This is a genomic window from Streptomyces sp. NBC_00038, from assembly GCF_026343635.1.
Lineage (GTDB): Bacteria > Actinomycetota > Actinomycetes > Streptomycetales > Streptomycetaceae > Streptomyces.
Genome location: NZ_JAPELQ010000002.1, coordinates 551,266 through 573,273 on the forward strand (window position 1 = coordinate 551,266; position 22,008 = coordinate 573,273).

General features: G+C 70.2%; 21 protein-coding genes. 4 read left to right on the forward strand and 17 right to left on the reverse strand.

Annotation, left to right across the window (positions count from 1 at the left end):
* Positions 1-9: 9 nt before the first annotated feature.
* A complete protein-coding gene (locus tag OG219_RS45585) occupies positions 10-396 on the reverse strand; it encodes a PPOX class F420-dependent oxidoreductase (RefSeq protein ID WP_266837279.1) in 387 nt (128 codons plus the stop codon).
* 23 nt (positions 397-419) lie between these two features.
* On the reverse strand, positions 420-1,058 hold the full coding sequence (locus OG219_RS45590) for an HAD family acid phosphatase (protein ID WP_266837281.1): 639 nt from the start codon (positions 1,056-1,058) through the stop codon (positions 420-422).
* 231 nt (positions 1,059-1,289) lie between these two features.
* Here OG219_RS45590 and OG219_RS45595 point away from each other — a divergent pair, with 231 nt between their 5' ends.
* Positions 1,290-2,636 (forward strand): NAD(P)/FAD-dependent oxidoreductase, encoded by a 1,347-nt coding sequence (locus OG219_RS45595; protein ID WP_266837283.1) that lies wholly within the window; start codon positions 1,290-1,292, stop codon positions 2,634-2,636.
* A 128-nt stretch (positions 2,637-2,764) separates the two neighbouring features.
* Complete coding sequence (locus OG219_RS45600; protein WP_266837284.1) at positions 2,765-4,141, forward strand: S1 family peptidase; 1,377 nt, start codon at positions 2,765-2,767, stop codon at positions 4,139-4,141.
* Positions 4,142-4,190: 49 nt separating this feature from the next.
* On the opposite strand, the gene OG219_RS45605 is transcribed toward OG219_RS45600, so the two are convergent.
* From OG219_RS45605 to OG219_RS45620, 4 genes are all read right to left on the reverse strand, one after another.
* Positions 4,191-4,379, reverse strand: a complete 189-nt coding sequence (locus tag OG219_RS45605) for a hypothetical protein (RefSeq protein WP_266837286.1) — start codon at positions 4,377-4,379, stop codon at positions 4,191-4,193.
* Between the two features lie 184 nt (positions 4,380-4,563).
* A complete protein-coding gene (locus OG219_RS45610) occupies positions 4,564-5,259 on the reverse strand; it encodes a L,D-transpeptidase family protein (RefSeq protein ID WP_266837288.1) in 696 nt (231 codons plus the stop codon).
* Positions 5,260-5,447: 188 nt separating this feature from the next.
* Complete coding sequence (locus tag OG219_RS45615) at positions 5,448-6,245, reverse strand: SDR family NAD(P)-dependent oxidoreductase (RefSeq protein WP_266837290.1); 798 nt, start codon at positions 6,243-6,245, stop codon at positions 5,448-5,450.
* Between the two features lie 102 nt (positions 6,246-6,347).
* Entirely contained in the window at positions 6,348-7,442 is a 1,095-nt protein-coding gene (locus tag OG219_RS45620; protein ID WP_266837976.1) for a serine hydrolase, read from the reverse strand.
* Positions 7,443-7,639: 197 nt separating this feature from the next.
* Here OG219_RS45620 and OG219_RS45625 point away from each other — a divergent pair, with 197 nt between their 5' ends.
* The gene (locus tag OG219_RS45625; protein ID WP_266837292.1) at positions 7,640-9,079 is read left to right on the forward strand and encodes an alpha/beta hydrolase-fold protein; all 1,440 of its coding nucleotides are present in this window, start codon (positions 7,640-7,642) and stop codon (positions 9,077-9,079) included.
* Positions 9,080-9,128: 49 nt separating this feature from the next.
* Here OG219_RS45625 and OG219_RS45630 read toward each other — a convergent pair whose 3' ends face one another.
* The 11 genes from OG219_RS45630 to OG219_RS45680 all read right to left on the reverse strand — a co-directional run bounded on the left by OG219_RS45630 (position 9,129) and on the right by OG219_RS45680 (position 19,979).
* Complete coding sequence (locus tag OG219_RS45630) at positions 9,129-10,043, reverse strand: SDR family oxidoreductase (RefSeq protein WP_266837978.1); 915 nt, start codon at positions 10,041-10,043, stop codon at positions 9,129-9,131.
* Positions 10,044-10,193: 150 nt separating this feature from the next.
* Complete coding sequence (locus OG219_RS45635) at positions 10,194-10,823, reverse strand: MBL fold metallo-hydrolase (protein ID WP_266837294.1); 630 nt, start codon at positions 10,821-10,823, stop codon at positions 10,194-10,196.
* Positions 10,823-11,908, reverse strand: coding sequence for an S-(hydroxymethyl)mycothiol dehydrogenase (locus OG219_RS45640; protein WP_266837296.1), 1,086 nt, complete (start codon positions 11,906-11,908; stop codon positions 10,823-10,825). Before OG219_RS45640 ends, OG219_RS45635 begins: the two co-directional genes overlap by 1 nt.
* Positions 11,909-11,950: 42 nt before the next feature.
* Positions 11,951-13,030 carry an MSMEG_0565 family glycosyltransferase gene (locus OG219_RS45645; protein WP_266837298.1) on the reverse strand — a complete coding sequence of 360 codons (1,080 nt, stop codon included), beginning with the start codon at positions 13,028-13,030 and terminating at the stop codon, positions 11,951-11,953.
* Positions 13,027-13,863 carry a carbon-nitrogen hydrolase family protein gene (locus tag OG219_RS45650; RefSeq protein WP_266837300.1) on the reverse strand — a complete coding sequence of 279 codons (837 nt, stop codon included), beginning with the start codon at positions 13,861-13,863 and terminating at the stop codon, positions 13,027-13,029. Before OG219_RS45650 ends, OG219_RS45645 begins: the two co-directional genes overlap by 4 nt.
* A complete protein-coding gene (locus OG219_RS45655) occupies positions 13,860-14,720 on the reverse strand; it encodes a carbon-nitrogen hydrolase family protein (RefSeq protein WP_266837302.1) in 861 nt (286 codons plus the stop codon). The genes OG219_RS45650 and OG219_RS45655 overlap by 4 nt, the downstream gene beginning before the upstream one ends.
* Positions 14,717-16,156 (reverse strand): MSMEG_0567/sll0787 family protein, encoded by a 1,440-nt coding sequence (locus tag OG219_RS45660; protein ID WP_266837304.1) that lies wholly within the window; start codon positions 16,154-16,156, stop codon positions 14,717-14,719. The genes OG219_RS45655 and OG219_RS45660 overlap by 4 nt, the downstream gene beginning before the upstream one ends.
* A gap of 3 nt (positions 16,157-16,159) precedes the next feature.
* On the reverse strand, positions 16,160-17,275 hold the full coding sequence (locus OG219_RS45665; RefSeq protein WP_266837306.1) for an MSMEG_0568 family radical SAM protein: 1,116 nt from the start codon (positions 17,273-17,275) through the stop codon (positions 16,160-16,162).
* Between the two features lie 10 nt (positions 17,276-17,285).
* Complete coding sequence (locus OG219_RS45670; protein ID WP_266837308.1) at positions 17,286-17,807, reverse strand: MSMEG_0572/Sll0783 family nitrogen starvation response protein; 522 nt, start codon at positions 17,805-17,807, stop codon at positions 17,286-17,288.
* Between the two features lie 38 nt (positions 17,808-17,845).
* Positions 17,846-18,661 (reverse strand): amidohydrolase family protein, encoded by an 816-nt coding sequence (locus tag OG219_RS45675; protein ID WP_266837310.1) that lies wholly within the window; start codon positions 18,659-18,661, stop codon positions 17,846-17,848.
* 10 nt (positions 18,662-18,671) lie between these two features.
* Positions 18,672-19,979 (reverse strand): MSMEG_0569 family flavin-dependent oxidoreductase, encoded by a 1,308-nt coding sequence (locus OG219_RS45680; protein WP_266837312.1) that lies wholly within the window; start codon positions 19,977-19,979, stop codon positions 18,672-18,674.
* Between the two features lie 256 nt (positions 19,980-20,235).
* Between OG219_RS45680 and OG219_RS45685 the strand changes: the two genes are divergently transcribed.
* Complete coding sequence (locus OG219_RS45685) at positions 20,236-21,990, forward strand: ABC transporter ATP-binding protein (protein WP_266837314.1); 1,755 nt, start codon at positions 20,236-20,238, stop codon at positions 21,988-21,990.
* Positions 21,991-22,008 lie beyond the last annotated feature (18 nt).

A 22,008-nucleotide genomic window follows, 5' to 3' on the forward strand; every position in this document is an offset into this window, starting at 1 on the left:
GCGTATGTGTCAGGGTGCCAGGGTGATACGGATGCCCACGGTCCCGGACTCCCCGCGTCGCAGGCGGCTGCCGAAGAGGGTGAGGCGCCCCAGGATGCCGTACTTGCGGGCGATCAGCTGACGATAGTGGGCGGTCCCGGCCGCGTCGAGGACCTCGGCCGTGGCCGGGGTCTGGTCGCCGGTCGGGTTCCCTCGCGCGTCGCAGGGCCCCACCAGGACGTCGGCGCGGTTGCGGATCCGCTTCACCTTCCAGCTGTCCGCGGGCGTCCACGCGCCGAGCGCCTCGCCGTCCCTCACCACCCACACGGGCGTCGCGACACCTGTGCCGTTCTTGCGGTAGCTGGTGATGAGCAGGAATTTGCCCGAACCGAGCTTGTCCAGCGAGGCCTCGTCCATGACGGAAGTCTAAGCAGCCGGACTCAGGACAGCTGACCGTCGTAGTCGGGCAGTTTGAAGGTGCGCTCGGCGTGGCCGCCGACGAGGTCGGTGTCGTTGTTGCCGACGTTGGCGATGATCGTGTAGCCCTGGGCCTCGATCTCCGCGCGCTTGCCGGTCTTGTACGCGCTGACCTCGTCGAACAGGTCCGGCAGATCACGGACGTAGAGGCCGTCGACCGGGTAGCCCACGGACGTCAGGTTCCACTGCGTCAGGCTGTAGATGATGCCCGGGCGCGCGGTGACGAAGAAGATGTCGACGCCACGCGACTTCGCGTACTTCGCGAGCGCCAGGGAGGGCCTGAGCGCCGGGGTGGGGAGCTCGTACCAGGGGTGGAAGTCCGTCTCCAGCGTGGTGTTGTCGATGTCGAAGACGAGGGCGAGCTGCTGCCCGTCGGCGTGCGCGGTGCGCTGCTCGACGTAGGGCGTGGCCTGGTCGATGACCGCCTGGACGTCCTTCTGCCAGGTGGCGTAGTCGACGTCGGCCTGCGCGGCCGTCACGCTCGCCACCGCCTGGACCGGTGCCGCGGCGGCGGTCCCCGCGGCGGTGACCGTCCCCCCGATCCCCAGCGCCACGACCGCCGACACCGCGCCTATCCGGCGCCCCACACCGCGTCCTGTCATATCCGTCCCCTTCTCGCATCGGAACGGCGAGGGAGCCTCGCCCCTCGCCGTTCCTGTCATGGTCACGCCCCATGATGTACGGAAGTGGAAGCAAAAGTTACTCCCCGGTAGACAAATCCGCGGCAACGATCTCCCTGCTCCGGTGCGGGGTGGCAGGCGCGCTCGTCCCGTGTGAGCCTGGGCTCGCGGTCGGCGGGCCGCGCTGTCGGCACAGGGAGAGAGGTTGCTCGGATGGACGCACCGCACATAGTGATCGTCGGCGGCGGATTCGCCGGAGTCGAGACCGCGCGGGGGCTCGAGCGTGCGCTCGCCCCGGCCGACGCCCGGATCACCCTGGTCAGCCCGAACAACTACCAGCTCTACCTGCCGCTGCTGCCGCACGTCGCCGCCGGTGTCGTCACCCCGCAGTCGGTGGCACCCTCACTGCGCCGGATCCTGCGCCGCACCGAGCTGGTGCCGGGCGGGGTGATCGGCGTGGATCCGGCGGCGAAGATATGCGTCGTGCGCAAGATCACCGGTGAGCTCGTCGACCTGTCGTACGACTACCTGGTGCTCACGCCAGGCAGCGTGACCCGCACCTTCGACATCCCCGGCCTGGTCGAAGAGGCGCGCGGCATGAAGACGCTGTCCCAGGCCGTATACCTGCGTGACCATGTGATCGCCCAACTCGATCTGGCGGCGGCCACGTCGGACGAGGAGGAGCGGGCGGCGCGACTGCAGTTCGTGGTGGTCGGCGGTGGCTACGCGGGCACCGAGACGGCGGCCTGTCTGCAGCGACTCACCACCGCGGCGGCCAAGCAGTACCACCCGCGTCTCGACCCCGCCCTGATCAAGTGGCACTTGGTCGACGTCGCCCCCAAGCTGCTGCCGGAGCTCGGTGACAAGCTGGGCACGAGCGCGTTGCGCATGCTGAGCAGGCGTGGCGTGCGGATCTCCCTGGGGACGTCCGTCGCCTCCGTCACCCACGACAAGGTCACCCTCACCGACGGCCGGGTGCTGGCGTCGCGGACGCTGGTGTGGACGGCCGGTGTGGCGGCGAGCCCGCTGGTCGACTCACTCGGCGCCGAGACGGTACGCGGCCGGATCGTCGCCGAGGCCGACTTCCGGGTGCCGGGCCTGGACGGGGTGTTCGCCCTGGGGGACGCGGCCGCCGTGCCCGACCTGGTCAAGGGCGACGGCTCGTACTGCGTGCCGACGGCCCAGCACGCCGCCCGGCAGGGCCGGCACGCCGCGAAGACCCTCACCGCGCTGCTGCGCGGGCTGCCCGCCACCCCGTACAAGCACAAGGACCTCGGTCTCGTCGTCGACCTCGGTGGCCACGACGCGGTGTCCAAGCCGCTCGGCATCGGCCTCAAGGGCGTGCCCGCGCAGGTCGTGGCGCGCGGATACCACCTGCTCGCGCTGCGCACCGGCGCGGCCCGCTTCCGCACCGGCGCCAACTGGTTCCTCAACTCGGTCGCGGGCGACGACTTCGTCCGCACCGGTTTCCTCGCCGGCCGTGCGGGAACGCTGCGGGACTTCGAGCACACCGACGCCTATCTGACTCCTGAAGAGGTCGCTGCCCGAACTCGCGCCTGACAGAGGGTTCTTGACGGGCGGGCGAGCCCGTGAACGCCCGGACGCGGACACACGTATGAAAGGAGGGCTCTCGACCGGAGCCTCCGGCGGTGGTAAACGCCGTGGTGTTCGGCTTCGGGAGCCCATGGATGAGGCACGCACGACGACGGATCGTCCAACGGGGGGCGCGTATCGCGGCCGTCGGCGGGGTGCTCTGCGGAGGGCTGATGGTGACGCACGCGATGGCGAGCGAACCGTCCGACACGTCGCGTGCCACGGAGAGTTCGGCCCAGGCCGCCGCTGACAGAGGGTCCCAGTTGGTCTCCACCCTGGGCGCCTCCCGTACGGCCGGCAGCTGGATCGCCGCCGACGGGCAACCGGTCGTCGCGGTGACCGACACGGGCGCGGCCGCCGAGGTGAAGCAGGCGGGCGCCCGCCCCAAGGTCGTCGACCACAGCATGCAGGACCTCAAGTCCGCGACGGAGACCCTGAGTTCGGCGCCCCGGGTGACCGGCACCGCCTGGGCCGTGGACTACAAGAACAACGAGGTGGTGGTGCGGGCCGACAGCACGGTCTCCGCCTCCGACTGGTCACGCATGACGACGCTGGCCGAGGGCATCGGGGACTCCGTACGCATGGAGCGGACCGAGGGCACGTTCACCACACGGCTGAACGGCGCCGATCCTCTTCTCTCGACCGGCGGACGCTGTTCGGCGGGCTTCAATGTGACCGGCCCACAGGGCCAGTTCATCCTCACCGCCGGGCACTGCGGGCCGGCCGGCTCCGTATGGTTCGCCGACGAGCAGGGCACACAGCAGGTGGGCCGGACGATCACCACGTCGTTCCCCGGTGACGACTACTCCCTCGTGCAGTACGACAACGGCCAGGCCCCGGGGGACAACATCGTGGCCATCGGCGGCGGACAGGGCGTACGGATCACGGGCGTCGCCGATCCGACCGTGGGCCAGCGAGTCTTCCGCAGCGGCAGCACCAGCGGGCTCCGCGACGGTCAGGTGACCGCGTTGAACGCGACGGTGAACTACCCGGAGGGCACCGTCTCCGGGCTCATCGAGACCACCGTGTGCGCCGAACCGGGCGACAGCGGCGGCCCGTTGTTCTCCGAAGGCATCGCTCTCGGAGTGACCTCCGGCGGCAACGGCGACTGCACCTCGGGCGGCACGACGTTCTTCCAGCCGGTCACCACCGCCCTCACGGAGCTCGGCGTGACCATGGTGGGACAGCCTCAGGCCTCCACCAGTCCCACGGCCCAGGCCTCCGCGCCGTCCGCGTCGGCCTCCCAGGGCGCGGCGGTCGCGCCGGGCTCCGCCGCGCCGGGTGCGGTCGAGTCGGTGGACATCCCGGGCACCGCCGGGACGCTCATCGCACGGCTCACGGATCCCAGGAACGTGGGCCCGGGGCTCCTGGTCATCGCGGGAAGCATCATCGCGCTGGTGGCGACGCGCTACATCCGCACGGAGCAGGACCGGAACCGCTATCGGCGGCAGTACTCACAGAGTTGGGGGTGACCCGGCTCACAGCGGGCGGGTCGGGGGGAGAAGGGCCGGGACCGACCCGTCACGCGGCCCGGGTGGGCGAGTGCGGGGCGGCTTCCGCCCACTCCAGGACGAGTCGCTGGTACTCGCGCCGCTCGTCCATGCTCAGCGTCCCGCCGGTGCGGAACCAGAGGGCCCGGATCTCCTCGTTGACCTCGGCGGCGGACCGCTCGGAGGCGGATTCAGGAGTGGTGGACATGGTGTGAAGCATACGGACCTTGACGTGAAGGCGATGTGAGTAAAGGTACGTCGGGCGACATTACGGACCGTGAAGCTCATCACTCGCGCCTCCGAACAACTGCTGGGGAATTCACGGACGGACTCGCCCGTCTTCTCCCCCAGCAGGTCGGCGACTTGATCCGGCTCGTGCGAGGTGAGCGGTCGGCCAGGTGCGGTCAGGTGCCCGGCTTGCGGCCGTACACGTAGACGTCGTCGCCGTTCTTCAGCAGCGACCAGTACTTCTTGGCGGTGGTGGTGGTCATGTTGACGCAGCCGTGCGAGCCGGGCGGGTTCCACATGCTCAGCCCGACCGAGTGGAAGGCCTGGCCTCCGTCGAAGAACTGGCTGTAGGGCATCGGCACGTTGTAGATGCTCGAGACGTGGTCGATGTCCCGCCAGTAGATCTTCTTCAGTCCGGTGCGGGTCTCATAATTGTTGCGGCCCGTGCGGACCGGCACCGGCCCGTAGACGAGCCTGCTGCCGTCCTGGATCCAGCTGATCTGGAGCGTGAGGTTGACGCAGGCGATGCGGCCCTTGTCGACCGGGCACTTGCCGTCCTTGTTCGGCTTGTTGCCGACGGCCTTCTGCTTGTTCATCAGGTCCATCACGCCCCAGGTCACGGGTCCCGCGTACCCGATGTTGGGGGTGATGCCGTGCTTGTTCTGGAAGGCCTGGATCGCCTTGCAGTCGGCGGTGGACTGCCGTCCGTCGACCGGGCGGCCGAGGAACTTCTCCACCTGCTTCTGATACGGGCCTGCCTGCGTCGTGCAGCTCGCGGCCTGCGCGGGCGCCGCGCCCAGCGCGAGCGTCAGCGGCGCGACCAGTCCGGTGATCCCGAGCGCGACCGCTCCGCGTCTGCGTATGTCCCCCATGACGGACCTTTCCCTTGCGTTCTTCTCGCATGTCTCGCGATGTCTGACTGGCTAGACCCGCGTCGGGGGCCGTGCGTTGTACGGCTGGTCAGGCTGCGACGAAACGGTGACATAGCTCGCCGCGGCGCCCTTGGGTCGGGCAGAGCGGTTCGGCTTCCGGCTGCACGCGGATGCCCCGTTCGACGAGCTCAGGCTCCGTCCCGCCGCCGGACGGCCTGCCGGAAACCGGTGTTGACCGCCAGCAGCCCTCCATCCACGCACAGTGTCGTCCCGGTGATCCAGGCCGCGTCCGGGGAGGCGAGGAAGGCGACGGCGGCGGCGATGTCCTCCGGCTCGCCGACCCGTCCCAGCGGATACAACTCACTGACCAGTTCGAGATCGACGTCGCGGCCTTCCCATGCCGTGGTGCGGACCGTTCCCGGCACCACCAGGTTGACGCGCACGCCGCGCGGGGCGGCATGCCCGGCCAGGGTGCGGGTGAGTGACACGAGCCCCGCCTTAGCGGCGCTGTAGGCGTGGTTGCCGAAGTCCTGGAGGCCGTTGACCGAGCCGATGCCGACGATGGCGCCGCGGCCCGAGGCCACCAGGTGCGGGAGTGCCGCGCGGGAACAGCGGTAGGCGCCGGTCAGGGTGAGGTCGAGGTCGCGGGCCCACACCTCGTCGGGCTCGTCCTCGAAGAGCGGGGCGTCGGGGGTGCACCCGTACGCGTTGTTGACCAGCACGTCGAGTGAGCCGAAGGTGTCCACGGCGTGCGCCACGGCCGCCTCCACCGACGCCCGCTCCCCCACGTCGCACACGAACGCCTCGGCCCGTGCGCCCAGTTCGCGGATGGACGCCGCCGTCCTCTCCGCCTCGCCCAGGTCCACGTCCGTGACGAGCACCTGGGCGCCTTCCTCGGCAAGCCTGCGGGCGGTGGCCGCACCGATGCCGCGGGCCGCGCCCGTGATCAGAACCCCGCAGGCCTCGAAACGCCTCAGCTCAGTCATGGCACGGACGTTAGTGCCGTGATCGTCACGGCGACAGACTCCGTGCCCTGACCTCCCTGCCCTGACCTCCGCGTCGTGGCTGCCCCGCATCCGACGGCCGGGCTACCTTCCGCAGAACTCCGCCTCGATGACCTTCACGGGGTCGCCCGCCCAGTCGCCGTTGAAGTTGAAGGCGAGGGAGTGCTTGCCGTTCGTCGTCGTGAAGGCCACGGAGCTGGAGCCGTGAATACCGCCGCTGTGGCCCCAGATCCGCACTCCGCAGCTCAGCTCGCTCTCGATGAGACCGAGCCCGTAGCGACCGCCCACCACCTCGGCAGGCACGGTCTTCTTCATCTCGGCGAGCTGCTTCGCGGGCAGCACCCGGCCGGACAGCAGCGCCGAGTAGAAGCGGTTCAGATCACCGGAGCCGGCCAGGATCTCGCCCGCGGCGTTGGCAGCCGAGGGGTTGAACTCGGTGACGTCGTAGATCTTTCCGGTGGTGTTCTCGGCGAGCTGCGAGTACGCCCGGCTGCTCGATTGCGGCACGGTGGGACTGGTGCCGGGCATGGACGTGCCGTGCAGCCCGAGCGGCTCGATGATGCGCCGGCGGACCTCGTCGCCGTACGAATTGCCGGTCACCTTGTCGATCAGCATCCCGGCGAGCACGTAATTGGTGTTGGAGTAGCCCCAGGAGGTGCCCGGAGCGAATTCGGGCTTGTGGCTCATGGCGATCTTCGTGAGCTCTTGTGGTGTCCAGGTGCGGTACTGGTTCTTGAAGAAGTTCTCGGGCAGGAAGATTTCGTTCGCGAAGTCCTCGTCGTCCGTGTAGCTGTAGATGCCGCTGGTGTGGTTGAGGAGCTGGCGGACGGTGATCTTGCGGCCGTCGTGTCCGTTGCCCCGGACCAGGCCCGGGAGCCACTTGTCGACCTTGTCGTCGAACGAGAGCCTGTGCTCGGCTTCGAGCTGGAGCAGCACCGTCGCGATGAAGGTCTTGGTGATGCTGCCTGCGCGGTAGCGGTCGTGGGCGTTGCGCGGCTCCCCCGTCTTCAGGTTGCCGACACCCGAAGTGGCTTTCCAGATCCCGTTCTTGTCCTTGACCTGCAAGGCGACTCCGGGGACACCTTCCTCGACGACGGCGTCCATCGCCCGCCGGGTCGCGTCGTGGTGGGCGGCTGCCGCTCGCGGCTCCGCGGACGCGGGTACGGCGGTGAAGGCCATGGCCGCCACCGCCACCGCCGCGGTCGCCCCTGCGAACCCCTTGCGTACGTATCCCGTCTGCACTGACATGCGTCTCCCCCATCTGGCCGTTGCGTTCGGTCGGGGAGAGGGACCCAGCAGGTGGGCGCGAGGTTGCAGGGCTTGGGATGGTTGGGCCTCTTTCAGCCGCATTTTTTATAAGGTTGCAACCGCAATGCTTGCTGTCGTTAAAAGGAGTCTTCGTGATTGACAGGCGCCTGTTCGTCGCCGCATCCGCTGGGGCAGGAGCCATGGCTTTGGCGGGCTGCTCGTCCCAGAGCTCGGCATCGGATCCCGGCTCGGACTCGGAAAGCGGTCACATTCGGAGCATCACCGCCATCACGCAGGTCTACGGGGTCGGACAGAAGCTGATCGCGGTGGCGGTCGAGTACGACACCGCGATCGACACATCGAAACTCACGAAATCGACGTTCAAGGTCAGCGGGCGCACCGTGACGAAGGTGTACGCGAACCGGGCGGCGGCTCTCGCCGATTCCGGCAGCGACGGCCGTTATGTCATCGTCGAAATGTCTCCCGACGACACGGCGGCGGCGTTGTGGGTGACGCAGCAGGGATCCGGTTCGGCCTCGGGTTCGCCGACGCAGTCGCAGTCGTCAACGGCGTCGCCTTCGGCTTCCTCCAGTGCGTCGGGCGGTTCCGGTGACGCGCCGGGAGGCGGCGGCCCGGGTGTCGGCGACAGTACCCCGGGCGGCACCATCAAGGCGGCGAAGGCGACGCTGGTCCAGAAGGCCGACGTCACCACCACGTCCGGTGTCAGCTATCCGGCGGGCAGCACCGAGCTGACAACCACCGCGGTGAAGAATCTGATCGTCGATGATTTCGAACAGTTCACGTACAAGGACTCCGCGACCGGGGAGACCCTGAAGTACAACCTCTTCACTCCGAAGAACTACGACTCGGGAAAAAGTTATCCGCTGGTGTTGTTCATGCACGATGCCAGCGTCGTCAATGTGGCCACGGTGGGGCCTTTGGTGCAGGGGCTGGGCGCGGTCTGCTGGGCGAGTCCGGAGGACCAGGCAAAGCACGAGGCTTTCGTGCTGGCTCCCGAATACGGTTCCGTCGTCGTCGACGACGAATACAAGCCGTCGCCGCTTTTCGACGCCACGGCCGACCTCGTCCTCGCCGTGACGAAGAAGTACAGCGTCGACCCCAAACGGCGCTATGCGACCGGGCAGTCGATGGGCGCCATGATGTCGCTGGGTCTGAACATCAAGTATCCGGACCTGTTCGCCGCCTCTTTCATCGTCGCGGGCCAGTGGGCGTCCGACGAGTCCGCCCCGCTGGCCGACACCAAGCTGTGGGTGGTCGTCTCCCAGGACGACACCAAGGCCTACCCCGGTGAGAACGCCATCATGAAGGTCATCAAGGCCGAGGGCACCAAAGTCGCCACCGACGTGCTGGACGCCCAGGCCACCCAGGCGCAGTCCGCCACGGTCGTCCGCGGCGTGGTCGCGCAGAAGGCGCCGGTCAACTACACGCCGTACCAGGCCGGCACCGTGGTCACTTCCGGTTCGGGTGTCAGCGCTCATATGGCGACCTGGCATCACGCGTACACCATCCCCGGCATCCGTGACTGGATCATGCAGCAGTCGCTGTGACGCCGCCCGCCGCGAACCCGGCATCACCAGGTGCTCGGCCTGATCCCGCTCAGCGGTACCCGGTCGCGTCCGCCGCCTTGCCGACGTCCTGGACCTCGACCATGTAGCGCCAGGCGTCGGGGCGGCTGCCGTCGCGGTCGGTGAAGCCGTACACCTGGGCGAGTTGTCCGCTGGAGAGCGAGTCGCCGTTCCAGCGGGGGACGTCCGGATCGGCGGCGAGCGCGGCGACGGCACGGCCCACGTAGAAGGGTGTCTCGGAGATGCCGAAGTGCGGGACGCGCTCCAGGGCGTCGCGCCAGTTCTCTTCCGTCACGCCGAAGTTCTCGAGCATCATCTCCGAGCGCAGCCATCCGGGGGTGAGCGCGACGGCGGTGGCTCCGCGCGGGCCCAGTTCGTGTCCGAGCGCGAACGCCATGCGCAGAACGGACGACTTGGCGAGGTCGTAGAAGAACGAGACGCGGTAGGTGTTCCGGTTGTACTCGGCGGTGCCGTCGGTCATCTCGACGACCAGGCCACCGGGGTTGCGCAGCAGCAGGGGCAGCGCGTGGTGGTTGGTGATCGCGTGCGTCTCGACGGCGAGACGCAGCAGGTGCAGGCCGTTGTCGAGGTCGTGCTCCCAGACCGGGGTGTCCCACTCGAAGTGGCGTTCACCGCCCCAGATGTCGTTGACCAGCACGTCGAGGCGGCCCTGTTCGGCCGAGATGCGGGCGACGAGGGCCTCGACCTCGGACGGGACCAGGTGATCGGTGGGGACGGCGATGCCCCGTCCTCCGGCGGCTGTGACCAGCTCCGCGGTGTCCTCGATGGTCTCGGGGCGGTCGTACTCCGACCGCTTCTCGCGCGTGCTGCGGCCGGTCACGTAGACGGTGGCACCGGCCGCGCCCAGCTCCACGGCGATCCCGCGGCCCGCGCCGCGGGTCGCCCCGGCGACCAGCGCGACCTTGCCTTCCAGAGTGCTGTCCAGCTTGCCTTCCAGCGGCCCCGACATGTCCGACCTCCGTACTCGTAGAGCTCACGCGATGCCTTCACGCATGCGTCCCTACGAGGGTCCCGCGGAAGCCGGACATCTCCTGTCGTCTTTCTTCGGCGCGTCCGGGGCATTGCCGCGCCGGGGTCAGTGACCGCGCGCGATCCACTCCTCCAGGTGGGGGGCCTCGGCGCCGATGGTGGTGGAGTCGCCGTGTCCCGTACGAACGGTCGTGTCGGCCGGAAGAGTGAGCAAACGGTCGCGGATCGAGTCCACGATCGTCGGGAAGTGGGAGTAGGAGCGTCCGGTGGCTCCCGGGCCGCCCTGGAAGAGCGTGTCGCCGGTGAAGACGGTGCCCAGGCCCGGGTCGTACAGGCAGACCGCGCCCGGGGCGTGTCCCGGAGTGTGCAGGACTCTCAGGTCGGCGCCGGCCGCCTCGATCACCTGGCCGTCCTGGAGCCAGGCGTCGGGAAGGCGGTCGGGGTGGGTCTGCTTCCACAGCGGCAAGTCGTCGGGGTGGAGCCAGATGGTGGCGCCGGTGCGCTCCGCGAGGGCGGGGGCGGCATCGATGTGATCGTTGTGAGCGTGTGTGCACACGATGGCCAGAAGGCGCCGGTCGCCCACCGCCTCGGCGATGGCGTCCGCGTCGTGGGCGGCGTCGATCACGATCGCCTCGTGATCGTTTCCGACGATCCACACGTTGTTGTCGACGTCCCAGGTGCCGCCGTCGAGCGAGAACGTGCCGGAGGTGACGAGGTGCTCGATACGCGCCGTCATCAGAGCACCACCACCGAGCGCAGCACGTCGCCGTGGTGCATCCGCTCGAAGGCGGGCTCCACCGCGTCCAGGGCGATCGTCTCGGTCACGAACGCGCCCAGGTCCAGGCGCCCTTGCAGATGCAGGTCGATCAGCATCGGGAAGTCGCGGGAGGGCAGGCAGTCGCCGTACCAGGACGACTTGAGCGCTCCGCCGCGTCCGAAGACGTCGAGCAGCGGCAGTTCGAGCTTCATTTCGGGGGTCGGTACGCCGACGAGGACGACCGTGCCCGCGAGGTCACGGGCGTAGAAGGCCTGCTTGTACGTCTCCGGGCGGCCCACCGCCTCGATGACGACGTCGGCGCCGAAGCCGCCCGTGAGTTCGCGGATCGCCTCCACGGGGTCGGTCTGGGCGGAGTTGACGGTGTGCGTGGCGCCGATCTTCGACGCGGTGGTCAGCTTCCGGTCGTCGATGTCGACGGCGATGATCTTCGCGGCTCCGGCGAGGCGGGACCCGGCGATCGCCGCGTTGCCGACGCCTCCGCAGCCGATGACGGCGACGGTGTCACCCCGGCCGACGTTCCCGGTGTTGATCGCCGCGCCGATACCGGCCATCACGCCGCAGCCGAGGAGCCCGGCGACCGCGGGTGACACGGCCGGATCGACCTTGGTGCACTGACCGGCGGCGACCAGGGTCTTCTCGGCGAAGGCGCCGATGCCCAGAGCCGGGGACAGTTCGGTGCCGTCCGTCAGCGTCATCTTCTGCTTCGCGTTGTGCGTGTTGAAGCAGTACCAGGGCCGCCCGCGCAGACACGCCCGGCAATTCCCGCACACAGCACGCCAGTTGAGGATGACGAAGTCGCCGGGCGCGACGTCCGTGACGCCGGCGCCGACCGACTCGACGACGCCCGCCGCCTCGTGGCCGAGCAGGAACGGGAAGTCGTCGCTGATGCCGCCCTGTTTGTAGTGCAGGTCGGTGTGACAGACCCCGCATGCCTGGATCTGCACAACGGCCTCGCCCGGCCCCGGATCCGGCACCACGATGGTCTCGACACGCACCGGCTCGTTCTTGCCCGGTGCGATCACGCCCCGTACTTCCTGCGCCATGTTGGTGAACCCTTCGGTAGGTCGACGTTCCGTCAACCGACCCTACGGCGTGAGGGACCGGTAGAAGGCCAGGTGGTGCGCGGCGGCCTCGGTCCAGGTGTGGCGGGCTGCCAGCTTCCGGCCGGCCGCCGCGCGAACCGGGTCGTACGAGCCGAGCGCGCGGCCCAGTTCGGCGGCGAGGGACTGCGGTGAATCCGCGAAACGGGCGGCCGGGCCGAACACCTCGCGCAGCACGGGAAGATCCCGGACGACCAACGGGACCCCGGCAGCGAGCGCCTCCATGGCGGCCAGTCCGAAGCCCTCCTTCAGGGACGGAAACGCGAAGGCGTCGGCGGTCGCGACCAGTGACGGCAGTTCGTCGTCGGCGACGGCGCCCAGCACGACGGGTTCCACGCCCAGCTCCACTGCCCGGGCCTCCCACCGTGCACGGTAGTCCCGGTAGTCGAAGAGGGTCTCGCCGCCCGCGATCACCAACCGTACGCCGGGGTGTCCGGTACGCAGCAACGCGTACGCCTCCAACAGATCGAGCGAGCCCTTCCGCGGCTCGATGCCGCCGACGGTGAGGACGTAGGGGCCGAGCCGGGTTCGCCACGCGGCGCGCGCAGCCCGGTCCGTGGCGGCGAAACGCTCATACGCCACGCCGTTCGGAATGACCGCGGGCTTCAGTCCCCACCCGACGGCGAGCTCGTCGGCGACCGACCGCGAGACGCAGATGTGCGCGTACGGCTCGACGATGGCCCGTTCGTGGCAGGCGGCCAGCTCGGGGGTGGTGAAGTGGTCGAGGTGGTGGACGGTGCGGATGCAGCGGCCCACCGCGTTGGCGCTGATGCAGTCCTGGGCGTGGACGATGTCGTACGGGCCGGCGTCGAAGGCCTCGCGGAGGGTGGCGATGGAGCGCAGGATGCGTGCGCCGACGGTCTCGTCCGGCGGGCCGTCGGGGAACGGCACGATGTGGACGCGCACGGCGGGGTCCACGGGCCGGAAGAAGCCGGAGTCGCCGCCCCGGCCGAGCGTCCAGACCGTGACGTCCTCACCGGCCGCGGCCAGCGCCTCGGCCAGGGCGAGGGTGTGGACGACGCCGCCGCGCGGCTTGGTGGAGTAGCTGAGCAGGGCGATCTTCACGACGGAAGCTCCCGGTAGGCGGCCGGGCGGCGCTCGTCGAGGTGGCGCAGGACGCGGCGGGCGCGGTCCATCTCGGCGGCGACGTCGACCTCGGCGACGGCGAGGCCCGCCTTGGCCCAGGTGCGGGCGAGGATGTCGCCGCCGGGGCCGACGACCTTGGACTGGCCGAGGAAGCGCATGCCTCCCATGGCACCGGTCTGGTTGGAGGAGGCGAGGACGACCTGGTTCTCGGCGGCGCGGGCCTGGTCGTACAGGTCGAAGAGTTTGGCCTGCCGGTCCTGGGCCATGCGCGGGGCCCGGTTGGTGATGCTGGTGGGCCAGGCGGACAGGCAGGCGAGGATCTCGGCGCCGTCCAGGGCCAGGGAGCGGGCGGACTCGGGGAAGGTCTTGTCGTAGTCGATGAGCATGCCTATGCGGCCCACGGGGGTGTCGAAGGCGTCGAAGCGGTCGCCCGGTGCGTACGCGGCGACCTCTCCGGCGGGGAGATGGACCTTGCGGTGGCGGCCGAGGACTCCGTCGCCGCTGACGCACACGGCGGCGTTGTAGTGCTCGGTCCCGCCGTCCTCGCAGTAGCCGACGCAGACGACCATCTCGGCGGCGAGGCGGGCGACTTGGAGGATCAGCGGGTCGTCCGGCTTGAGCGCGGGCGGCAGGGCATCGGGGTCGGGGTGGCGCAGGTCGGCGAGGTAGCCGCCGAGCGCGGCGTCGGGCAGGACGAGCAGTCCGGCGCCCGAGCCCCGCGCGTCCTCGATGATCTTGGCGATGCGTGCGAGGTCGAACTCCAGGTCGCGGCCGAAGTGGGCGGCGGCGGCCGCGATCCGGATGGTGCTCATGGGCTGACTGCTCCTGCGTGCGTGTAGGTTTCCGGGCGCCGGTCGCGCAGGTGCCCCATCGAGCGGCGGGCGGTCTCCAGGGCCTGGGCGACATCGAGTTCGGCGATCGCCAGACCGGCTGCGACCCCGGTGTCGGCGAGGATCTCACCGCCGGGGTCGACGACCTTGGCGCTGCCGACGAAGCGTAGCGACCCGAAGGTACCTGCCTGGTTGGCGGAGATCCACACGATCTGGTTCTCCAGGGCGCGGGCCCGGTCGAAGAGGTCGAAGCGGCGTTTCCACCGGTCGTTGACCAGGTCCGTGGTGGCATGGGTCCTGGCGCCCGGCCAGGCCGAGACGCAGACTCCGATCTGGGCACCGTCCAGCGCGAGCGCCCGTGCGGACTCCGGGAACGCCTTGTCGTAGCAGATCATCATGCCGATCCGGCCGACCGGGGTGTCGAAGGCGTGGAAGCGGTCGCCGGACGCGTAACTGGCGTCCTCGCTGAGCGGCTGGTGGACCTTGCGGTGATTGCCGAGGACGCCGTCGCCGTTGACGCAGACCACGCTGTTGTAGCGGGCGTCGCCGTCGGCCTCGCAATAGCCCGCTACGACCGTCAACTCCCCTGCCAGGGCGGCCAGTCGGCGGATCTCGGGGCCGTCGAGTGCGAGCGCGGGCGGACCCTCGTCGGACGCGGAGTCGTCGAGGCTGAGCAGATAGCCGCCCAGGCAGGCCTCCGGGAGCACGAGAAGTCGTACGCCCTCGGCCCGGGCCTCCTTGATCAGCCGTTCCACGACGGCGAAGTCCTCTTCGAGATCACGGCCGAACTCGGCGGCGACGGCGGCCATCCGAAGGGGGCTCGTGCGGTGGGTGCTCATGCGGTCCCCATTCCGGTCACCGGTCCGGTGACGGCTTCGGTGATCTCTCCGTCGGGCCAGCGCAGCCCGACTCCATGCCCCGCGGTCAGCTCTCCGCAGACGGCACCCGCGGCCGGGCCGGCCGGGAGAGCCGGGGCGTCCGGCGCGTCGGCGGTGAGCATCGCGAAGCCCGGGAAGCAGGTGAGCCAGTCGCCCACGGTCGCGGCTGCGGGCCGCGGCACGGCGGCCACGTCGAGCACGGCTCCGCATCCGCTCGCCTCGGCGAGCATGCCGATGGTCCCGGCGATCCCGGCCATCGACACGTCCTTCGCGGCGGCGGGCCGGGCCGCGGCCACCGCCCCGGTCATCGTGCGGAGTTCGTCGGTACGACGGTGGCTCGACGAGTCCCACTGACGCCCCCGGTAACCCTGGCGCCAGCCGCCCCCGAGGTCGGCGGTGAGCCGCACCGCGTGCCCTGGACGTCCGCCGCCGCCCGGCACCGGGTGGTCCGTGCGGCCGAGCGCGGTCACCGACAGGGCCGCCGGCACGCCGAGTTGGGTGTGGCCGCCGAGTACCGGAACACCGTACGCCCGGGCGGCGCTGCCGAGTCCGGCAAGGATCCGCGCGGCATGCGCGGCGTCCTTCGCACCCACCGCGTCGAGCAGCCCGACAGGTGAAGCTCCCATCGCCGCCAGGTCGTTGACGTTGACGAGGACCGAGCACCAGCCCGCCCAGTCGGGGTCCCGCTCGACCATGGACGGCACGATCGCGTCGCAGGCGGCGATGACGTCCGTACCGGGGACGGGTGCGCCGTCGTCACCGGCGTAGCCGCGCGGCGCCGGCGTCAGCGAGCCGAGCAGGGGGCCGAGCGGGGCCTTGGTGGCCGCGGCCTGTGCGGCGATCCGTCCGATGGGCCACCGCATGAGGACATGCGGGCTGTCCGCGACCATGATTTCCCGCACGGACCGCCAGCCAAGTCGCTTGAACAGCGGCCGATTTCGGATCTGGACGGTGGCGTCGAAGCGCAGGACGCCCTCGGTCTCCGCCCGCGCGCAGGCGGCCCGTACCAGGGCGGCGCCGATCCCGCGCGGGCCTCGGGCGCCGGGCGCGACGACCAGGCGCCCGCCCGCCCACCAGCCGAGGTCGGGGCCGTCGTCGACGGGACCGAGCCGGACGCCTCCGACGACCGTGCCTGCCCTGTCCCTGGCCACCAGGACCCGGGTGCGGGGGTCGTCGTCGCGGTCGTCGAGGTCGTGGCCTCGGAAGAGCCCCTGCTCGTGGACGAAAGCGTCCCGGCGCAACCGCGCATAGGCACTCAACTCCCCCTTGCCTACAGCCTCTTCGATGTGGAAGTCGGGCTGCCGGGCGAGTGTGCTGCGGTCGCCGAGCAGCGCGAGAATGTCCTCCGCGTGTTCCGCCGTCGGCACCGGCACGGTCGTCGATCCGTCGAGGTACACGGCTCAACCACCCGCCGTGCCGAGCACACTGCACGCCCCGCAGGCCGCACAGCCGGCCTGCTGATCCGCGCCGGTCATACCCGCCGCACGCAACTTCGCCGCGACGCCCTCGGTGACGTACCGCAGCAGCGTGGCGCTCGGGGCCCCGACGCCGTCGCGGGCCGCGAGCGTACCGACCATCGGACGGAAGGGGACGACGAAGGGATAGACACCCCGGTCGATCAACTTCCCCGCACCCGCGATGAGTTCGTCGGGATCCTCACCCAGACCGACCAGCAGGTACGTGGAGACACGGTTGGGTCCGAACACCCGGACCGCCTCGTCCCACGCGGCCTCGTAATCCGCCGACGGCACCGTCGACTTCCCGGGCATCCAGCGCCGCCGCACCGCGTCGTCGAGGGACTCGATGTGGATGCCGATGGCCGTGGCCCCGGCCTCGTGCAACTCATGGATCCAGGCCAGGTCGGCGGGCGGTTCGCACTGCACCTGGACGGGGAGTCCCGGCACGGCTTCGAGGACGGCGCGCACGGACCGTACGAGATTGCGGGCGCCCCGGTCCGGGCCGGTCGTGGTGCCGGTGGTCATCACCATCTGCCGTACGCCGTCCAACCGGACGGCCGCTTCGGCGACTTCGGCGAGTTGCGCCGGGGTCTTGGCGGCGACCGTCGCGCCGGAGCGCAGGGACTCCTCGATGGTGCAGAAGCGGCAGCGGTCGGACTCGGCGTAGCGGATACAGGTCTGCACGACGGTCGTGGCCAGGACGTCGGAGCCGTGGAGGCGGGCGATGTGCTCGTACGGGATGCCGTCGGCGGTGGTCAGGTCGTAGAACCTGGGGCGCTGTACGGCGGTCAGGGTCAGGCCGGTGTCGTCCTCACCGAGCCATACCCGGCCGTCCCGGACCGAGTACGGGCTGTCGGCGTTGCGGGGCAGCGCCGCGTTGGCACCGTCGACAAGACTGCGCCCGATGACGAAATGCCCGTCGTCGCTGGGTCCCGCGCCGTCGGGCCGCCGTACGGGAGCCTCCAACCGGACTCCGTGGAGGGCGAGTTCGGCACGGGTCGTGATCCGGACGTCGACCGGACCCGTCCCCTTCGTCTGTGTGTCGGTGCCAACGCTCACGGCTTGCCCCTCAGAGCTGGTAGGTCGAGTTGATGATGGCGCCCTTGCGCGCGTAGTGGATCAGCGCGTCCTGGACGTCGAGCGGGTGGGTCGGGATGACGCCCTCGATGAGGTCCTCCTCGCGGGCGCCGTGCAGGGACAGTCCGAAGCGGCAGCAGTAGACCTTGCCGCCCTCGGCGAGGAACGTCTTGAGCTGGTTGTTGATGTTGTGCTCGCCAGGGAATGCCGAGTTGCCGACGGTCGGAAAGCCGCGCGTGGCAAGGCAGTTGAGCGAGCCGGGTCCATAGAAGTAGATGGCGGTCTCGAAGCCCTTGCGCAGGGCGCGGGTCGCCTGCAGTACGGCGACGAAGGAGACCGAGGACTCGTGGGCGATGCCGTGGACGAGGGTGAAGTACGTCTCGCCGTCCTCGGCCTTGTAGTCGGGGAAGACCTTGGTGTCGCCGTAGATGCTGGTGCCCTCGGGGAGGGACGGGTGCGGGATCTCGGTGAGGGACTTCTGCTCGATCTCGGTGAGTTCGACGGTTTCGGACATGGCTGTCTCCTTGGACGTGTGTGTCGGGGAGGGACGGGTCAGTCGTAGAGCGTGGCGAAGGTGTCCCGGAAGACCCGCTCGCCGAGTTCGCCGCCGCCGGCCGCGGCGGTCATCCGGGCGTACTCGCCGGCGAAGTCGCCCCAGGGCTGGTCGCTGGCGAAGAGCACCCGGTCGTGGCCGATTCCGCGGTGCTCGATCTCCCGGGCCAGCCAGTACGGGGCGAAGCCGATGGCCCAGGAGAGGTCGGTGTATACGTGCTTGCCGGACTCGATCCAGTCGAAGAAGCGGGAGCCGACGAGCTTGATGTGGCCGCTCATCCCGCCGCCGAAGTGGACGAGATGGACGGGGACTTGATCGGCGTACCAGTCGACGAGGTGGCCGACCTCGTCGATGTCGGAGGCGGCGCCGGGTGAGGTGTGCACATGGACCACGAGGTCCAGGCGCCCGGCCTCGTGGAAGATCCGGTCGAGCAGTGGGCGGCAGGCGGGGTCGGATGGGCGCCCGCCCAGGAGGAAGCTGAGCTTGAGGGCGCGTACGCCGTCCTCGCGGGCCAGGGCGAGAGCGTGCGCGGTGCGGTGCTCGTCCTCGGGGCGCGGGGAGACCCACAGGCCCGCCCTGATGCGGTCGTCGGTCTGGGCGGCTTCGATGGCCAACTCGTTGAAGGAGAAGGCGATGTCGGGGTCGGGGACGCCGTAGTTGGGGAGGACGAGGGCGCGTTCGGTGCCCTCGGCGTCGAGGTCGGCGAGGAGTTGCTTGACGGTGGCGCGGGCTGTGGTGTCCGGGTTGACGGGCGGGCCGCCGTAGAAGGGGTACGCGGGGAGGACACCGATGTGGCGGTGCGCGTCGAAGACCATGTCCGTGCTTTCAGCCGACGGGGAGTGCGGAGGCGAGCTCGGTGGGGGCGCCGGTGAGGGTGCCGCAGACATCGGCGAGGCGGCGTGAGGCGTCGATGTGGTCGGCGAGGAACTCGGCGTCCCTGCCGACGGCTTCGAAGCGGCCGGAGCCCCACGAGTACTGCCAGGGCAGGCCCAGGAAGTACAGGCCGGGGGTGCTGGTGACGCCTCGCCAGTGCATGGGATAACCGCGGCCGTCGAAGACGGGTATCTCGATCCACCGGTGGTCGCGGGTGAAGCCGGTGGACCAGATGACGGAGGTGATGCGGGCCTCGGCCAGGTCGAGCGCGTCCGGCTGTTCGTCCGGCTCCCAGACGGGGATGTAGCGGGCCTCGTCCGGCGCCGCTACGCCCTGCGCGGCGATGTGCGCGTCTATGGCGTCCTTGATGCCCTCGGCGACCGCGTCGGCCCGGTCGAGGTTGACCTTCAGGTCGTCGGCGAACTCCAGGATTCCGCCGTCGATGCCGGTCAGCCGCCCGTACAGGCGCATTCCGTCGCGGGCGAAGGCGCGGAGGTCGATGTCCCGGCCGCCGTCGCGCCCGGTGACGTAGTGGTTGACGCGCATCCGGACGGCGGAGGCGTCGTCGAAGCTCTCGATGCCCTTGGCGTAGTGGCCCATCTCGTCGAGCCAGGCGACGCAGTCCCGGCCGCGGTAGAAGCGGGCCACCCGGGGTGCGCTGCCGACGGCCAGATGGACCTGGCGCCCCGCGAGGTGCAGGTCCTCGGCGATCTGGCAGCCGGACTGTCCGGTGCCGACCACCAGGACCGCCCCGTCGGGGAGTTGAGAGGGGTTGCGGTAGCGGGAGGAGTGGATCTGTTCGACGCCGCCGGGCAGCCGCTCGGCCATCCGCGGGACGGAGGGGGTGTGGTACGGGCCGGTGGCGACCACCACCTGATCGGCGGTGAACTCCCCTGCACTGGTGGTCAGTTCGAAGACTCCGCCCGGGGAGCGGCGCAGCCCGGTGACGGACACGCCCTCGGCCAGGGGTGGTTGGAAGCGGGCGACGTACTCCTCCAGGTAGCGCACGATCTCCGCGCGAACCATGAACCCGTCCGGATCGGGTCCCGTGTAGGGGTGGCCGGGCAGTCTGCACTGCCAGTTGGGGGTGACCAGGCAGAAGGAGTCCCAGCGCCGCTCCCGCCACTCGTGGCCGACGCGGTTCGCCTCGACCACCAGGTGTGCGATCCCACGCTCGCGCAGACAGTGGCTGACGGAGAGTCCCGCCTGACCACCACCGACGACAGCTACCGGATAATGGGCTCCGTACAGCTCAGGCATGAAGTCCTCCATGCATGGGGCGAGTTGTCGGGGGCGACCGTCTCGGGTCTCGCGCCTCGCCGCTGCTTGTGGAACCACTTCAGCCATGCCCGATTACCGGATCGCTTCATCCGGAACAAAGCGGGGTTACCAAACCCTCACTCGTTGCCCCGCAGACAAATTTCCTCATAGCCGCCATCGGGATCTCGTGCGCGACGTCGACCCCTCGCGCCGACGTAGCCTGAATGCTCCGCACAGATCCCTCACAAGGAGCGCCGTGAGCATCACCGCAGCCAAGCCCGAGGCACCCGCGTGGCGCCTGCTGATCGGGTACGTACGACCGCATCGATGGGCGCTCCTTGCGGGCGGGCTGTTGGCGCTCGCGACCGGGGCCACCGGCCTTGTGCTGCCGCTGGTGGCGCGGGGACTCATCGACGACCTGTCGCACGACCGGCCCATCGCGGGGGCCCTGTTCGGCATGGCGGCGCTGGTGGTGACCAACGCGGCGGTGGGTGCTACGGGTTCGTACGTGCTGCGGCGTACCGCCGAGTCGGTGGTGCTCGGGGCACGGCGCGCCCTGTCGTCGTATCTGCTGCGGCTGCGCATACCGGCCGTGGACCGCAGCGAGCCGGGCGATCTGATGGCCCGGATCACCGCCGACACGACACTGCTGCGGGAGGTCACGACCGATTCGCTGGTCGGCTTCGGGACCGGGGGTCTCACCCTGGTCGCGACGGTGGTGATGATGGGCCTGGTCGACCCCGTGCTCCTCGGTGTCACGCTGGCCGTGATCCTGTGTGCGGGCACCGTGCTCGGTGTGATCGTGCCGCGCATCAACCGGGCGAGCAAACGCGCGCAGGACGCCGTCGGCGTGATGGGCGCCTCGCTGGAACGGATCCTCGGCGCGCTCCGCACGATCAAGGCGTCCGGTGCCGAGCACCGCGAGGAGCAGGTCATCCACGCGGCCGCCGAGGAGTCGTGGCGGCAGAGCGTGCACGCCGCCAAGTGGTCGGCGGCGGCGGGCAATACGGCCGGTCTTGCGATGCAGATCGCGTTCATCACGGTGCTCGCGGTGGGCGGCGCGCGCGTCGCGACCGGCGCCATCGACGTCGGCACGCTCGTGGCGTTCCTGCTCTACGTCTTCTATCTGATGTCGCCGATCCAGCAGGTCGTCGGCGCGATCACGCAGTACCAGACCGGCGCCGCCGCCCTCGCCCGCATCCAGGAGGCGCTGCGGCTCCCCGCCGAGCCCGCGGCCCTGCCCGCGCCGCTGCCGACCCCGGGTGCCGAGCCCGCCGCGCTCGCCTTCGACGACGTCCGCTTTCGGTACGCCGACGATCTGCCGTACGTCCACCACGGCGTGACGTTCGCCGTCCCGGCCCGCGGCATGACGGCGTTCGTCGGCCCCTCCGGCGCGGGCAAGACGACCGTCTTCTCACTCATCGAGCGGTTCTACGACCCCGAGGCGGGAGTCATCACCTTCGACGGGCGCCGGTTGGAGGACTGGGATCTGCCCCAGCTCCGTTCCTCGATCGGTTACGTGGAGCAGGACGCGCCGGTCCTGTCGGGCTCCCTCCTCGACAACCTGCGGCTCGGGAACCCGGACGCCGACGACACCGAGGTTACGCGCGTCCTTAAGACGACCCGCCTCGACGGCCTCGTCGCCCGGCTGCCGCGCGGTCTGGACACGCTGGTCGGCCACCGCGGCACCAAGCTGTCCGGCGGCGAGCGGCAGCGCGTCGCCATCGCCCGCGCCCTGCTGCGCCGGCCCCGACTGCTGCTGCTCGACGAGGCGACGTCGCAGCTCGATGCCGTGAACGAGGCCGCGCTGCGCGACACGGTCGCCGATGTCTCCCGTACGACGACGGTCCTGGTGGTCGCGCACCGGCTGTCCACCGTCACGATGGCCGACCGGATCGTCGTCATGGACGCGGGCCGCGTCCGCGCGGTGGGCACCCACCGCGAACTCGTGGCCGGCGACCCGCTCTACGCGGAACTCGCGGCCACGCAGTTCCTCGCCACCGCCGGCTGATCGGTCCGCCCCCGGACG

What these genes read in the sequence shown, in the direction of transcription:
- OG219_RS45585 (WP_266837279.1), bottom strand. Translation starts at nt 396, where the DNA reads ATGGACGAGGCCTCGCTGGACAAGCTCGGTTCGGGCAAATTCCTGCTC.
- OG219_RS45590 (WP_266837281.1), bottom strand. Translation starts at nt 1,058, where the DNA reads ATGACAGGACGCGGTGTGGGGCGCCGGATAGGCGCGGTGTCGGCGGTC.
- OG219_RS45595 (WP_266837283.1), top strand. Translation starts at nt 1,290, where the DNA reads ATGGACGCACCGCACATAGTGATCGTCGGCGGCGGATTCGCCGGAGTC.
- OG219_RS45600 (WP_266837284.1), top strand. Translation starts at nt 2,765, where the DNA reads ATGAGGCACGCACGACGACGGATCGTCCAACGGGGGGCGCGTATCGCG.
- OG219_RS45605 (WP_266837286.1), bottom strand. Translation starts at nt 4,379, where the DNA reads ATGCTTCACACCATGTCCACCACTCCTGAATCCGCCTCCGAGCGGTCC.
- OG219_RS45610 (WP_266837288.1), bottom strand. Translation starts at nt 5,259, where the DNA reads ATGGGGGACATACGCAGACGCGGAGCGGTCGCGCTCGGGATCACCGGA.
- OG219_RS45615 (WP_266837290.1), bottom strand. Translation starts at nt 6,245, where the DNA reads ATGACTGAGCTGAGGCGTTTCGAGGCCTGCGGGGTTCTGATCACGGGC.
- OG219_RS45620 (WP_266837976.1), bottom strand. Translation starts at nt 7,442, where the DNA reads ATGGCCTTCACCGCCGTACCCGCGTCCGCGGAGCCGCGAGCGGCAGCC.
- OG219_RS45635 (WP_266837294.1), bottom strand. Translation starts at nt 10,823, where the DNA reads ATGACGGCGCGTATCGAGCACCTCGTCACCTCCGGCACGTTCTCGCTC.
- OG219_RS45640 (WP_266837296.1), bottom strand. Translation starts at nt 11,908, where the DNA reads ATGGCGCAGGAAGTACGGGGCGTGATCGCACCGGGCAAGAACGAGCCG.
- OG219_RS45650 (WP_266837300.1), bottom strand. Translation starts at nt 13,863, where the DNA reads ATGAGCACCATCCGGATCGCGGCCGCCGCCGCCCACTTCGGCCGCGAC.
- OG219_RS45655 (WP_266837302.1), bottom strand. Translation starts at nt 14,720, where the DNA reads ATGAGCACCCACCGCACGAGCCCCCTTCGGATGGCCGCCGTCGCCGCC.
- OG219_RS45670 (WP_266837308.1), bottom strand. Translation starts at nt 17,807, where the DNA reads ATGTCCGAAACCGTCGAACTCACCGAGATCGAGCAGAAGTCCCTCACC.
- OG219_RS45675 (WP_266837310.1), bottom strand. Translation starts at nt 18,661, where the DNA reads ATGGTCTTCGACGCGCACCGCCACATCGGTGTCCTCCCCGCGTACCCC.
- OG219_RS45680 (WP_266837312.1), bottom strand. Translation starts at nt 19,979, where the DNA reads ATGCCTGAGCTGTACGGAGCCCATTATCCGGTAGCTGTCGTCGGTGGT.